Raw genomic sequence first — 12,257 nt, 5'->3', positions numbered from 1 at the left:
GACACTATTCCCACTCCGCGGCAGTGCCGGTAGGCGGTCATCACGCCACGCTTACGGCTAAGTTGCACCCTTCGCCAACGGAAACCGGCACCAAACCAAATCCCATCGCCCCAAGCATTCCGTAGATTGCCTTTTCACACGTGCCGAAGAGTTCTCAACTCGCTGATCGCAACGATGCTTGCGCGTTCGCCACCGGGTTATGTTAAAGCGGGCGCTGGTGAGGTGCGAGCCGATAGCCGGTTGCGCAATCCACGCCTTGAGAAGCACCCCTCCTCCGTATTCTCTGGGAAGTGGTCTCAGCGGAGTTGGAGTGCTTGCCACAGAGGGCGCAGTTTGCTTTCGTTCCTGCGTTTCAATTTGGGAAGAAACCAATGACGGTGCAGCGGCGGAGGCGGATCATAAAACGGCGGCGGAGTTCTGTTGGTCTGGCGCTTGTCGCTGCAATATCGTTCCTAGCGGGCATGACCGACGCCATAGGACTCATGTCCATCGGAGACTTCGTGTCCTTCATGAGCGGCAACACGACTCGTGCGTCCGTCGCACTCGTCCAAGGCGATGCCGCTCAAGGGTTGCTTCTCATAGGAGGGCTGGTCAGCTTCGTACTCGGCAACGCCGCGGGAGTGATCGTATCGATCCGGCTTAGACCGCAAGCCGCCTTGTTGTTTGTATCTGTTCTCCTCGCATGCGCCGCGTTGCAAGAAGGCCAACCAGAACTCCGTTTCGTTTTGCTCATTTTCGCCATGGGAGCGGTCAACGCCTCTGTCGAGCAGATCGAAGGTCTGCCGGTTGGTTTGACGTACGTCACGGGGGCACTCTCGCGCTTCGGCCGCGGACTCGGGCGGTGGGCGATGGGCGTCCGCAACACGCAGTGGATCATTCAAATCGTGCCGTGGCTTGGCATGTTTGCAGGAGCCATCATGGGCGCGGTCCTGGTGCGAGAAGCAGGGGATCTCGCTCTATGGGTGCCGTCGCTTGCCGCCCTGTTGCTTACTGCCGTAGCGTTCCAGATACCCCGCCGCTGGCAAAGTAGGTTCATCCAAAATCGTTAGGGCGAATGTGCCCGTGCTGTCCCTCTGCCACCGTATCCAAGTCAGGGTTGCCGGCCGCCCTGGTTTGTGCGGGCCACGGCCTCGCTTCTGAGACAACTTTCTCGTGGAAATGCCCTTCTTTGATGCCCGTCAAGGAACGCTGGTCCCCAGCCGCTAAGCTCTTGCTCGTTAGCGCTGCTCGAAGGGGGTGCGCACTGCCGGCTTCGCCGGCGCCGACATTGAGCTTTGGAGGATATCGACATGACGATGACAGCCGCTGTGGTCCGAGAGTTCGGCAAGCCGCTTGTGATTGAGGAAGTTCCGGTTCCGCAGCCAGGACCCGGACAGGTCCTGATCAAATACGAGGCCACGGGCGTGTGCCACACCGACCTGCATGCCGCCAAGGGCGACTGGCCGGTGAGACCCAATCCGCCTTTCATTCCCGGTCACGAGGGCGTTGGCTACGTTGCCAAGCTCGGCGCCGGCGTCACACACCTGAAGGAAGGGGACCGGGTCGGCGTGCCGTGGTTGCACACCGCCTGCGGCTGCTGCACGCCGTGCCGCACCGGCTGGGAGACGCTCTGCGGCAGCCAGCAGAATACCGGCTACTCGGTCGACGGCACTTTTGCCCAATATGGCCTAGCTGATCCCGATTACGTTGGGCGGCTGCCCAGGACGTTGGAATTCGGACCGGCGGCTCCGGTGCTCTGTGCCGGCGTGACAGTCTACAAAGGCTTAAAGGAGACCGAGGTCAGACCCGGAGAATGGGTTCTCGTCTCCGGCATCGGCGGCCTCGGCCACATGGCGGTCCAGTACGCCAAGGCCATGGGCATGCATGTCGCCGCAGCCGACATATTCTCCGACAAGCTCGCCCTTGCCGAGAACCTCGGCGCCGATCTTGTTGTCGACGCGCGGGCGCCCGACGTGGTCAAAGAGGTGCAGAGGCGAACAGGCGGCCTGCACGGCGCGCTGGTCACGGCAGTCTCGCCGAAGGCCATGGAACAGGCCTACAGCATGCTGCGTTCGAAAGGTACGATGGCGCTGGTCGGTCTGCCGCCCGGGCAGATCTGCCTGCCGGTGTTCGACACGGTGTTGAAGCGTATCACGGTACGCGGTTCGATCGTCGGCACCCGCCAGGATCTCGAGGAGGCATTAGAATTTGCCGGCGAGGGCAAGGTCGCGGCCCACTTCTCCTGGGACAAGATTGAGAACATCAACGCCATTTTCGAGCGAATGGAAGCAGGCAAGATAGACGGCCGTATCGTTCTCGATCTGAACGGTTGAGTTTTCGATTACAGACCGCGGTGTCGAAAAGACTACCCCCTGGCGACCTATCCGGTAGACAGGGGGTAGTCTCACTCTTGGTCTAAACGGCAGCGATATGACTCGCGCGGGAGTGCCTGGGAAGGCCTCGATGTCAATCTAATTCACTCTCACGCCATGTATGTAACTGGGGAGAGCGCAAAGCGTACTTATTGGATTCAACGAGTTCCCCAAAGAGCAGACCAATTATCAAAGCTTGCGCTCCCAACAGTCGGCTATCGCGGCTTCATTTTCTTACCGGCCGTCAGGGTCGGATACGGAGAGGACGGCACGTGTCACGAAGAACACGCCCATCTGTACCTCCCGCGTGCTTTTGCTCCTCGTGGAGCGCTTCGAATAGAGAACTCATCTCTCCAAGAGCGATGGTCTGAGACACGACGATGTCCAGTGCCGCTTCTCGCCACGGGGTTCGCTTCAAGGCGTTCATACAGTCCATCCCTTCATTATACTGAGTGGCTTTACTCATCGATGCCGGCAGACGCGCAACTGGCGCTTTCGGAAATCTCCTTCACCATGTCGCTTGCAAACCGAAGCTGGCGCGATTGTCTCAACAGACTTGAACCCAGCTCGGCGGTCGCGGCGATGTCGCCGAAGAGCAAGCCCGCTTCAACAATCATGCCGTCGTCCAACGCCGCGGGTTCGTTCGAGTCGAAATCAGCAAGCAACACGAGCAGCGCCTCGATCCTTCGCCGTTGCTCGTCGGCAGCGGCCAGCAGGCGCTGCGCGATTCGGTTCCGTTCAAGTTTTTCCAGGTCGCGCAGCGCCCCGTCCACTCGGTCGCGGCATTCACAGTCGACGGCGCTGCTCAGGACCGCGCCACGCATGCGCCCGACTGCGCGGCTGATCTCCTCGTTTGCTTGTGCGAAGGTCGATGCGATTTCCAATGCGGAATCGTTCGCTTTCATGCGTTTGCTCCGTGTGCAATGTTTCGTGCGCGGGCGACCCAGGCGGCGCCTTCCTGTCCGTGGTGAAACCCGTTGGAGAACGGGGCGGCGGGATAGATCTGCCGCAGCCGGACGAGACCGTCTTCAGCATCCACGTTGCCCTGCAGGACCTCGTCGTAGAGACGGGCGACCGCCACCATGTCGCAATCCTGTGGCGAAAGGCGAAAGCGCCTCACTCCGGAACCGATGAGGTCCGACAGATCGGCTAGGAGCGCCTGACAGGTGAAGGAAACCGTCTGCACGCCGTTGAGCGCCAGAAAGGACTGCCCGTCGAGCGTGTTCACGGCCAGTCCGTCAGGATCGTCCTTGCAGACGAACTGGCAGTTGTCCTTGATGTGCCCCTTGGCGCGGGCATGAGCGCAGCGGGCCGAAATTGCAAGTGGCATGCGGCCGAAGGCGAGCATTTCGAAGGCGACGCCGGGCGTTTGCGAAACGATCTCGTCGATTGAACTTGCCGGAAGTTCGGGGGGCAGGCATATGCTCCTTGCGCCCCGCCTCGCAAGCACACGGGCCGTCGCAGCGTTGTAGACGTTGACAAGCGGCCCGATCCAGTGCGGCTCGCCTTCAAGCAGGGCCAGAGCGGAGAGATCGTTCGCCTCGACGGGGTAGGGGCTGTCGGCAACCAGACTGCGCACATACTGGCTCTCGCGCTCGAGCGTCACGAGGGCGAGGGTGGAAAAGACGATGCGTTTTCCCGCCGCCAGGAGCCGCTCGATCACCGGCGGGAAATGGGGATCGGTAAAGTGCAGCCGCTTCGAGCAGACGGTCTCTCCGATGACGACGTGGGTCACCGGAGCCTCGTCTGCGATGCGAAAGTAGAAGTCCCGCCATTTTTCCCCCTCCCAGAGATAGAGGACCGGACCGAGCGTCAGCGTGGGTTTGCCGGCATTCATGCCTGTTTACCTCCAGCGTTTTTCGTAGGCGCCGGACGTCGTCCGCTGCCCCTCGCTCAACAGCCTGAGGCGGGCCAGAAGCGTACGGCGCTCTTCCGGGCGAGCATCGAGTGCCTTGCGTAGGGTTGCGACGACTTCGGCGACATAGGCCTTGCCCCGCTGCCGCCCTTCGATCTTCAGTGCACTGACGCCCGCCTCCCGGAGGGCGTCGATCTGTTCCATGACGTCGAGCGAGACCGGATCCTCGAAGGCGTAGCCGCGGGCATTCGCAATGTCGAACCTCCCCTTGCAGAGCGTCGGATAGCCGGCCGCCTCGTCACGGGGAAAGCGGTTGATGGTGTAGGCGCCAAGCTCGGAGACGAGATCACCCCGGTCCTGCCGATAGCGCACGTGACTTGCGGGGGAGCACACGCCGTTCATGTTGGGCGATTTGCCGGTGGCGTAGGATGACAGCGAGCAGCGACCTTCCGCCATAACGCAGAGCCCGCCGAAGACGAAGACCTCGATCTCGCAGCGGATCTGGCGGGCGAGCCGCGCGATGTCGGAGATCGTCAGCGTGCGCGGGAGCACGACCCGCTTTGCGCCGAAGGCCCCCACCAGGAAATTCACCGCATCCGGATTGGACGCGGATGTCTGCACCGACACGTGCAGCCGCTGCTCGGGATAGGTTTCCGCGACATGGGCCATTAGGCCGAAGTCCGCAAGGATGAGCGCGTCTGCGCCGAGCCGGACCGCGTCCGCCGCTGCCTGGTACCACAAGCCTTCATGTCCGGCGCGCATGAAGGTGTTGAGCGCGACGAAGGTCTTAGCGCCTCTCCGATGGGCATAAGCGATGGCTTCGCCGAGTTCCTCGCGCGAGAAGTTGAGGCCGGGGAAATTCCGCGCATTGGTCTCGTCGCGGAAGCCGCAATAGACGGCTTCAGCACCGGCATCGACGGCCTCGCGGAAAGCGGCGGGCGTCCCCGCCGGGCAGATCAGTTCCATGCGGCATTCTCCCCGGAAAGCGTGCGGCGGCGGATTGCTGCCGCGGTGCGGCTGACCAGCGGTCCGAGCGGCCCGGCGGAAGCGCCAAGGTCGCGCGGCAGGTCGATCTCGCAGCCGTCGAGTGCGTTGCGAAGGGCCAGCATCGCCTCCATGTCTCCGCCGACGGTGAGCGCCCGCGAGAAGAACAGGGCGTCTGCGTCGCAGCGGCCTTCCAGAAGCGCCAGTAGCAGGAATAGGGGGCCCTCCACGACAGCGTCTGCAGCGCAATCGGCCGGCTTGCGCGTTACCGACACCGCCGCGCGTGACGGCTCCACCACAAAGACGAGCGGCACGTCGAGCGGACAAAAGGCATAGCGCTTCCCCCTGTGCTCCCCGAGGCGGTCGAAGAGCGCGGGATGCCTTTCGAGCAAGCTTTTGAACATCAACTTCACCGCCCCGTCGATCAAAGCGATAGGCACGACGGCAAGAGGTGCTGTCAGCAGGCGTGGGAATTCCATATCTCTCGCTTTTGCTAATGACGACTCGGTTACTTCTGCGGAGAACCTAGCGGCAACCTCAGTGGGCAATTTGCGCTGGAGCAAAGACAGAAGGGTTTTCGCGGGCGAGACACCTCGCATGTATCGCAGCGATCAAGTCATCCGCCGCTTTTCCGACCTCCAGGACTTCGCCGCCATGCTCGAGCGGCGCGGCCGCTTGCGCCGTATAGCGCGGCCCGTTTCGCTCGTTCATGAGGTCACCGAGATCCACCGGCGCGTCCTCCTCGCGGGCGGGCCAGCCCTGCTGTTCGAGAAGCCGGTCGACGCTTCCGGCCGCATTTGCGACATTCCGCTGCTCGCCAATCTGTTCGGCACGATCGAGCGGATAGAGTGGGGTTTAGGGCTGCCCGCAGGGGGTCTTCCGGGCCTTGCGGAAATGCTGGCGGAACTGCGGGAACCGAGATCGCCGCGATCGCTGTCGGACGCCTGGGGAAAGCTGCCCCTGCTGAAGACCGCGTTTGCGATGCGGCCGCGAAGCGTCGCGCGACCGCCGGCGCAGGCAACGGTGTGGCGCGGCGCGGAGGCCGACCTTTCGCGGCTGCCGATCCAATGGTGCTGGCCGGGAGAGCCAGCGCCACTCGTCACCTGGCCACTGGTGATCACCCGTGCGCCGGACGATCCGAGCGACGTCAATGTCGGCATCTATCGCATGCAGGTGCTCGGACCGAACCGGCTCATCCTGCGCTGGCTCGCGCATCGCGGCGGCGCTCGACACCATCGCATGTGGCAACAGCGCGGCGAAGCCATGCCGGTGGCGGTCGCCATCGGCGCCGACCCGGCAACGATCCTCGCCGCGGTGATGCCGCTGCCGGAAGGCATGAGCGAGCTTGCCTTCGCCGGGCTGCTGAAGGCGGAGCGGCCAGCGGTCGCGGCGGCGGTCACGGTGCCGCTGTCTGTTCCGGCCAATGCCGAGATCGTCCTCGAGGGGGTCGTCGCGGCAGGCGACACCGCCGAGGAGGGTCCCTATGGCGATCACACGGGATACTACAACTCCGTCGAACGTTTTCCGGTGATGTCGTTGTCGGCGATCACAATGCGCCGCAGGCCATTCTATCTCTCGACCTTTACCGGCCGCCCGCCCGACGAGCCGTCGAAGCTCGGCGAGGCTATGATGGAGCTTTTCCTGCCGCTGGTGAAGCGGCAGTTCCCGGAGATCGTCGATCTTTACCTGCCTCCGGAGGCCTGCTCATATCGTGCGATGGTCGTCTCCATCGACAAGCGCTACCCCGGTCAGGCGAAGCGTATCATGATGGGGCTCTGGTCGATGCTGCCGCAGTTCAACTATACGAAGCTCATCGTCGCGGTCGACCCCGATATCCACGTCAGGAACTGGAGCGACGTCATCTGGGCGCTGTCGACCCGGTTCGACGCCAGCCGCGACGTGACCATCCTCCACGACACGCCGATCGACTATCTCGATTTCGCGTCTCCGAAGCCGGGGCTCGGTGGCAAGCTCGGTCTCGACGCGACGCGCAAGCTCGAGCCGGAGACAACCCGCGAATGGGGACGCGTGCTTGAGATGTCGGCGGAAGTTGTCGGGAAGGTCGATCAAGTTTGGACTGAACTGGGCCTGGGAATAACGCGATGAGTAAGAAACGGGTCGTGGTCGGCGTCTCGGGGGCATCCGGTGCCGCGCTGGCGCTCCGGGTCGTCCAGCGCCTTGCGGAAATCCCTTCCGTCGAGACGCATCTGATCGTCTCGGATTCCGCAAGGCGCACGCTGCTCCACGAGGTCGGCCCGCACGCGCTGCATCAATTGCTGACGACCGCCGATCGTAGCTATCAAATACGGGACATCGGAGCGGCAACGGCTAGCGGCTCGTTTAGGACTGCAGGTATGATTGTCGTCCCCTGTTCGATGCGGACTCTGGCGGCGATCGCTGCCGGTCTTGCGGACAATCTCATCGTGCGAGCGGCGGACGTGCACCTCAAGGAGCGGCGAAGGCTCGTGCTGATGACGCGCGAGACGCCGCTGCATCTCGGTCACCTGCGCAACATGACGGCAGTTACCGAAATGGGAGCGGTCGTGATGCCGCCGGTGCCGGCCTTCTATCAACGGCCGCAAAGCGTCGAAGAGATCATCGACCATCTTGCAGCGCGCGCGATCGATCTGGTCGGCCTGCCGTGGGAGCCACTTACAACCGAATGGGATCCGCAGTCCCACCGTCAGCACACTGCGGCGAGATAGGGTTCCGGGTGGACAAGCGCCGCATTACCGCTGGTGGCGAGCGGCATGAAGCCAAGCAAGACGGTTGAATCCGCTACGTCCGAAGTTCGGGTCGGGAGGCCACTGAGATGGACTGAGGCATGGCCAACTATTGTGCCGTCGCGAGGAGGAGAGGGTCGGCATAGAACAGGGCGGCATGGCCTCCGGCAAGCAGCCACAGGGTCAATAGTGCCGTTGCCGCGGTGGCGATGGCGATTGGCGTGTCGCCGGACAAAAGGGTGCGCCCTGAGAAGAGGGCGGCGAACGGAAGAATGGAGGTCTTCGCAGACTGGTGCTGCCATTGATCTCCAAGTCGGCGCCGGGCGCGCTTTTCGATCATAGGTATGGTGCCGAGAGCAAAAAGCGCAAAGCCGCCGAAGAGGATCAGCGAGCGCACGTCGCCGTTGGCGACGAGATGGCCGATCGCCCAGATGGCGAACCCCCAGAGAACCGGATGGCGAGTAACCGAGACGATTGAGCCCACTCTCTGTCCTTGGCGGATCGAGACCGATAGCGGATTGATACTGAAGAGACCGGCAAGCACGAGAAACACGCCGACTGGAGCGGCAATCAAGGTCACCCAGGCCTGCCAGGCGGCAGGCTGCCAGAGCGGGATATAGTCGACGTCAAGCGCTGCGTAGAGCACCCAAGCGAGTGCGAGTATGGAAGCGAGCGAATAGATCGAGAAATAGGCCGCCCTGCCGAGCAGGATCAACAGCCGCTCGCGGATGGCGGGGATCGCCGGAACCGAGTGAAGGATGAGAAAGACAAACAGTGCCAGAAGGAACTCGGCCATAGTCGTCTTCCTCAGTGCGCTGTATTCGACCGCTTTATCGCGGCGATGATTGCCTGTTCAGCTGCAACATGGTGGCGGAGCCCCTCGAGGAAAGCGTGTAGCATCAAAGCGACTGTCTCCCAAGAAACTGCGCATCGATCTGATGCGGCCGATCGGAGCGTGTCTGCGACGTGGCTACCGTCTAGGGCGACTGCTCGACCCGCACGGGTCGTACGTACATCAAGCGCCGAAGGCTGCGGCTCATTGGACGTTTGTCCAAGGCTCAATGATCGGATCTTTGCCGCGGTCGCTATGCAGAGGTCCCGGTCCATGGGGCCCCCAAGCGAATCGATGATGGACTCGACCGCATCGCAAAGCGCGAGCAACTCGCCATACTTCGCCTCAAGACGATGGAGCGGAGATGAGATAGCCACGTTGTTTCTCCCGCATTCAGCGTTCAATGAACAAGACGGCGGCGCAGGCGAGTGACGCCAGCACGGCGGCGGCCGTTCCAGTCCGTTGCAGGACACCCATGCGATAGAGCACGAGCGCGAAGATGATGATGATCGGGGTGGCTACCGAGAGGCCGATCTGCGCATCAGACATGGTGATCTCCTTTTCGTCGGAACATAGCGGGTCGGCTGGACCGGTCTTTGATCGAGAGCAAAGAACCGGACGCTCCTTTCTCCTATTCCGCTTCGGCAACCGATGCGGAGATGGGGCATGGAAAACGCGATGACGGCCGGCGCGGCCGACGAAGAGGAAGCCGATACGTTCATCCTCTGGGTCCTGATCTGGAGCGAGCTCGCCGCCTTCGGGATCCTTATCGCCGCCTTCCTGGTCGCCTCGCTGATTGCTGCCGACGATTTCGCCGTCGCACGGCTGCACCTCAAACCGGCTATAGCCGCCTTCAACACGCTCGTCCTGCTAACGAGCGGCTGGCAGGCGGCGGTTGCGGCAGGAAAGGGCGCGTCAGTCGCCAGGCGGCGCCGGGCACTTGTGCTGGCGGCGCTTCTCGGCTTCGCCTTCGTTGCCATAAAGATCTACGAGTACGGCACGGAGATCCGTTTTGCTGGCGAGGTCGCGTTTCACTCATTCTTTGAACTCTATTTCCTCCTGACCGGCTTTCATCTCGTCCATGTCGGCTTCGTCGCCATCGTGCTGCTCGTCGTCGCCTGGAAGCCGCGCCGCGCCAATGTCGACCTCGTTACCACCCTCTGGCATGTGATCGATCTCGTCTGGATCGTCATGTTCCCCATTCTCTATCTGGTTTGAGCACCATGACCGACCACGACCCCCGACAGTTGCAGAGGACCTGGATGGTCCTTGTCCTGATGGTTCTCGCCGGCATGCTGCTCTCCCTCAAGGCCCAGGATCCCGCAGCTCCGCTGGTGGTCACGCTCGCCTTGCTGACGCTCGCGTTGTTGAAAGCCCGTCTCGTCGTGCTGGACTTTCTAGGCTTGCGTTCGGGACCGCGGGTCTTGCAGGTCGGCCTTATCGCCTGGCCGTTCTTCTTTGCACTCGCGGCTGCGGCAAAAGCGCTCATCGCGACCGTCTCGCCCGGCGGTTGAAGGGCTCTTCGTCCGTTGTTTGCCGAAACGCAAAGAACGCCGGCGCGCAGACCTTAGAAGAGATCGCGTTTACCGGTGGGCGGGGGGATCCGCGGCCGACCGGCGGGAATTGCTCAGGCCGGCCCGCGCAATGCGGCCTGCGGGAATTGAAAGGACCACGGGATGGCAGAACGCCTTACCAAGACAGGGGCACGCAACGTCTTCTACGGCGGCTCCATCTTCTTCTTCGCGATCTTTGTCGGCCTGACGGCCCACAGCCACTACTACATGAGAACCGTATCCACCGACGAGTCGACGCTGACCGACTCCGTGGCGCGCGGCAAGCACGTCTGGGAGAAGAACTCCTGCATCAACTGCCACACTCTCCTCGGCGAAGGCGCCTATTTCGCGCCGGAGCTCGGCAATGTCTGGAAGAGGTGGGGCGGCGAGTCCGACCCGGAAGGCGCGCGCGAGACGCTCAAATCCTGGATGGCGGCGCAGCCCTCCGGCGCCGAGGGGCGGCGGCAGATGCCGCAGTTCGATCTCACCGAGCAGGAACTGAACGACCTTGCCGATTTCCTCGAATGGACGAGCCGCATCAAGACGCAGAAGTGGCCCCCGAACGAGGCCGGCTGAGACGACGGGACAAGGAGAAAAGACATGAAATATCAAACCCAGGAGGTCGCGATGCTGTATTTCTACGGTGCGCTCGGCCTGTTTCTCGCCCAGATCCTCTTCGGCGTGCTCGCCGGCACCATCTACGTGCTTCCCAACACGCTCTCCGAACTGCTGCCATTCAACATCGTCCGCATGGTGCACACCAACGCGCTGATCGTCTGGCTGCTGATGGGATTCATGGGTGCCACCTATTACCTGCTCCCGGAAGAGGCGGAGACGGAGCTCTATAGCCCGAAGATTGCGGTCGCACAGTTCTGGATCTTCCTGGTGGCCGCGGCCATTGCGGTCGTTGGGTATCTCCTCCACATCCACGAAGGCCGCGAATTTCTTGAGCAGCCCTTCGCGATCAAGGTCGGCATCGTCGTAGTAGCCCTGATGTTTCTCTTCAACATCACCCTGACCGTGCTGAAGGGCCGCAAGACCACGGTTACGAACATCCTGATCTTCGGCCTCTGGGGCGTGGCGATCTTCTTCCTCTTCGCCTTCTACAACCCGGTCAATCTCGCGCTCGACAAGATGTACTGGTGGTACGTCGTCCATCTGTGGGTCGAAGGCGTCTGGGAACTGATCATGGCCTCGGTTCTGGCCTTCCTGATGATCAAGCTCAACGGCATCGACCGCGAGGTCGTCGAAAAGTGGCTCTATGTCATCGTCGGCCTGGCGCTCTTCTCCGGCATCCTTGGTACCGGCCACCATTATTACTGGATCGGCGCACCGGGCTACTGGCAGTGGATCGGCTCGCTCTTCTCCACGCTCGAGGTCGCTCCTTTCTTCACCATGGTGGCCTTCACCTTCGTCATGACCTGGAAGGCCGGCCGCAAGCATCCGAACAAGGCCGCGCTCCTGTGGTCGATCGGCTGCTCGGTGATGGCCTTCTTCGGCGCCGGCGTCTGGGGCTTCCTGCACACGCTTTCGTCGGTCAACTATTACACCCATGGCACCCAGGTCACCGCTGCGCACGGGCATCTCGCCTTCTTCGGCGCATATGTGATGCTCAACCTCGCCGTGATGGCCTATGCCATCCCGGAAATCAAGGGACGGGCGCCCTATAACCAGTGGCTGTCGATCGCCAGCTTCTGGGCCATGTGCAGCGCCATGTCCGTCATGACCTTTGCGCTCACCTTCGCCGGTGTCGTCCAGGTCCACCTGCAGCGCGTCCTCGGCGAGAGCTTCATGGCCGTGCAGGAGCAACTGGCCCTCTTCTACTGGATCCGCCTCGGATCCGGCGTCGTCGTACTCATCTCGGCGTTGATGTTCTTCTGGGCAGTCCTTGTACCCGGCAGGAGCGCCAGCGCGGCCCTCAACCAAGCCGTCCAACCCGCCGAATGAAAGGAAATGGCC

The 12,257-nt window shown here is 62.4% G+C and carries 14 protein-coding genes; 8 read left to right on the top strand and 6 right to left on the bottom strand.

Going from position 1 to position 12,257, the window contains the following annotated elements:
* Nucleotides 1–371 precede the first annotated feature (371 nt).
* Both CN933_RS28980 and adhP read left to right on the top strand, forming a co-directional pair.
* Entirely contained in the window at nucleotides 372–1,049 is a 678-nt protein-coding gene (locus CN933_RS28980; protein ID WP_102763153.1) for a YoaK family protein, read from the top strand.
* Nucleotides 1,050–1,289: 240 nt separating this feature from the next.
* Entirely contained in the window at nucleotides 1,290–2,312 is a 1,023-nt protein-coding gene (gene adhP, locus CN933_RS28975; protein ID WP_102763152.1) for an alcohol dehydrogenase AdhP, read from the top strand.
* A gap of 497 nt (nucleotides 2,313–2,809) precedes the next feature.
* Here the strand turns inward: adhP and CN933_RS28965 are convergent, their stop codons facing one another.
* Genes CN933_RS28965 through ubiT form a run of 4 tightly spaced genes read right to left on the bottom strand, consistent with a single transcriptional unit; the run spans nucleotide 2,810 to nucleotide 5,669 of the window.
* Entirely contained in the window at nucleotides 2,810–3,256 is a 447-nt protein-coding gene (locus tag CN933_RS28965) for a hypothetical protein (protein WP_102763151.1), read from the bottom strand.
* Complete coding sequence (ubiV, locus tag CN933_RS28960; protein WP_102763150.1) at nucleotides 3,253–4,188, bottom strand: ubiquinone anaerobic biosynthesis protein UbiV; 936 nt, start codon at nucleotides 4,186–4,188, stop codon at nucleotides 3,253–3,255. The genes CN933_RS28965 and ubiV overlap by 4 nt, the downstream gene beginning before the upstream one ends.
* A gap of 6 nt (nucleotides 4,189–4,194) precedes the next feature.
* Nucleotides 4,195–5,172, bottom strand: a complete 978-nt coding sequence (gene ubiU / locus CN933_RS28955) for a ubiquinone anaerobic biosynthesis protein UbiU (RefSeq protein ID WP_102763149.1) — start codon at nucleotides 5,170–5,172, stop codon at nucleotides 4,195–4,197.
* Nucleotides 5,163–5,669 carry a ubiquinone anaerobic biosynthesis accessory factor UbiT gene (gene ubiT / locus CN933_RS28950; protein ID WP_102763148.1) on the bottom strand — a complete coding sequence of 169 codons (507 nt, stop codon included), beginning with the start codon at nucleotides 5,667–5,669 and terminating at the stop codon, nucleotides 5,163–5,165. The genes ubiU and ubiT overlap by 10 nt, the downstream gene beginning before the upstream one ends.
* Nucleotides 5,670–5,787: 118 nt before the next feature.
* Between ubiT and CN933_RS28945 the strand changes: the two genes are divergently transcribed.
* Nucleotides 5,788–7,296, top strand: a complete 1,509-nt coding sequence (locus tag CN933_RS28945; RefSeq protein ID WP_102763147.1) for a UbiD family decarboxylase — start codon at nucleotides 5,788–5,790, stop codon at nucleotides 7,294–7,296.
* Nucleotides 7,293–7,895 carry a UbiX family flavin prenyltransferase gene (locus CN933_RS28940; protein ID WP_102763146.1) on the top strand — a complete coding sequence of 201 codons (603 nt, stop codon included), beginning with the start codon at nucleotides 7,293–7,295 and terminating at the stop codon, nucleotides 7,893–7,895. Before CN933_RS28945 ends, CN933_RS28940 begins: the two co-directional genes overlap by 4 nt.
* Nucleotides 7,896–8,022: 127 nt before the next feature.
* Here CN933_RS28940 and CN933_RS28935 read toward each other — a convergent pair whose 3' ends face one another.
* Nucleotides 8,023–8,709 (bottom strand): NnrU family protein, encoded by a 687-nt coding sequence (locus CN933_RS28935; protein WP_102763145.1) that lies wholly within the window; start codon nucleotides 8,707–8,709, stop codon nucleotides 8,023–8,025.
* A 429-nt stretch (nucleotides 8,710–9,138) separates the two neighbouring features.
* A complete protein-coding gene (locus CN933_RS28925) occupies nucleotides 9,139–9,294 on the bottom strand; it encodes a hypothetical protein (RefSeq protein ID WP_011970971.1) in 156 nt (51 codons plus the stop codon).
* A gap of 117 nt (nucleotides 9,295–9,411) precedes the next feature.
* On the opposite strand from CN933_RS28925, the gene CN933_RS28920 reads away from it, so the two are divergent.
* From CN933_RS28920 to CN933_RS28905, 4 genes are all read left to right on the top strand, one after another.
* Nucleotides 9,412–9,963, top strand: a complete 552-nt coding sequence (locus CN933_RS28920; RefSeq protein WP_102763143.1) for a cytochrome c oxidase subunit 3 — start codon at nucleotides 9,412–9,414, stop codon at nucleotides 9,961–9,963.
* Nucleotides 9,964–9,968: 5 nt separating this feature from the next.
* Entirely contained in the window at nucleotides 9,969–10,259 is a 291-nt protein-coding gene (locus CN933_RS28915) for a cytochrome C oxidase subunit IV family protein (RefSeq protein ID WP_102763142.1), read from the top strand.
* A gap of 162 nt (nucleotides 10,260–10,421) precedes the next feature.
* Entirely contained in the window at nucleotides 10,422–10,874 is a 453-nt protein-coding gene (locus CN933_RS28910) for a c-type cytochrome (RefSeq protein WP_102763141.1), read from the top strand.
* 24 nt (nucleotides 10,875–10,898) lie between these two features.
* Nucleotides 10,899–12,245, top strand: a complete 1,347-nt coding sequence (locus CN933_RS28905) for a nitric-oxide reductase large subunit (protein WP_102763140.1) — start codon at nucleotides 10,899–10,901, stop codon at nucleotides 12,243–12,245.
* The last annotated feature ends 12 nt before the right edge of the window (nucleotides 12,246–12,257 follow it).

Source organism: Sinorhizobium sp. M4_45 (assembly GCF_002885915.1).
Lineage (GTDB): Bacteria > Pseudomonadota > Alphaproteobacteria > Rhizobiales > Rhizobiaceae > Sinorhizobium > Sinorhizobium meliloti_A.
This window is presented reverse-complemented; position numbering and strand designations above follow the sequence as displayed.

Bases quoted from the DNA above. Each gene is read 5' to 3' on its own strand.
- CN933_RS28980 (WP_102763153.1), top strand. From the start codon at position 372: ATGACGGTGCAGCGGCGGAGGCGGATCATAAAACGGCGGCGGAGTTCT.
- adhP (WP_102763152.1), top strand. From the start codon at position 1,290: ATGACGATGACAGCCGCTGTGGTCCGAGAGTTCGGCAAGCCGCTTGTG.
- CN933_RS28965 (WP_102763151.1), bottom strand. From the start codon at position 3,256: ATGAAAGCGAACGATTCCGCATTGGAAATCGCATCGACCTTCGCACAA.
- ubiV (WP_102763150.1), bottom strand. From the start codon at position 4,188: ATGAATGCCGGCAAACCCACGCTGACGCTCGGTCCGGTCCTCTATCTC.
- ubiU (WP_102763149.1), bottom strand. From the start codon at position 5,172: ATGGAACTGATCTGCCCGGCGGGGACGCCCGCCGCTTTCCGCGAGGCC.
- ubiT (WP_102763148.1), bottom strand. From the start codon at position 5,669: ATGGAATTCCCACGCCTGCTGACAGCACCTCTTGCCGTCGTGCCTATC.
- CN933_RS28945 (WP_102763147.1), top strand. From the start codon at position 5,788: ATGTATCGCAGCGATCAAGTCATCCGCCGCTTTTCCGACCTCCAGGAC.
- CN933_RS28940 (WP_102763146.1), top strand. From the start codon at position 7,293: ATGAGTAAGAAACGGGTCGTGGTCGGCGTCTCGGGGGCATCCGGTGCC.
- CN933_RS28935 (WP_102763145.1), bottom strand. From the start codon at position 8,709: ATGGCCGAGTTCCTTCTGGCACTGTTTGTCTTTCTCATCCTTCACTCG.
- CN933_RS28925 (WP_011970971.1), bottom strand. From the start codon at position 9,294: ATGTCTGATGCGCAGATCGGCCTCTCGGTAGCCACCCCGATCATCATC.
- CN933_RS28920 (WP_102763143.1), top strand. From the start codon at position 9,412: ATGGAAAACGCGATGACGGCCGGCGCGGCCGACGAAGAGGAAGCCGAT.
- CN933_RS28915 (WP_102763142.1), top strand. From the start codon at position 9,969: ATGACCGACCACGACCCCCGACAGTTGCAGAGGACCTGGATGGTCCTT.
- CN933_RS28910 (WP_102763141.1), top strand. From the start codon at position 10,422: ATGGCAGAACGCCTTACCAAGACAGGGGCACGCAACGTCTTCTACGGC.
- CN933_RS28905 (WP_102763140.1), top strand. From the start codon at position 10,899: ATGAAATATCAAACCCAGGAGGTCGCGATGCTGTATTTCTACGGTGCG.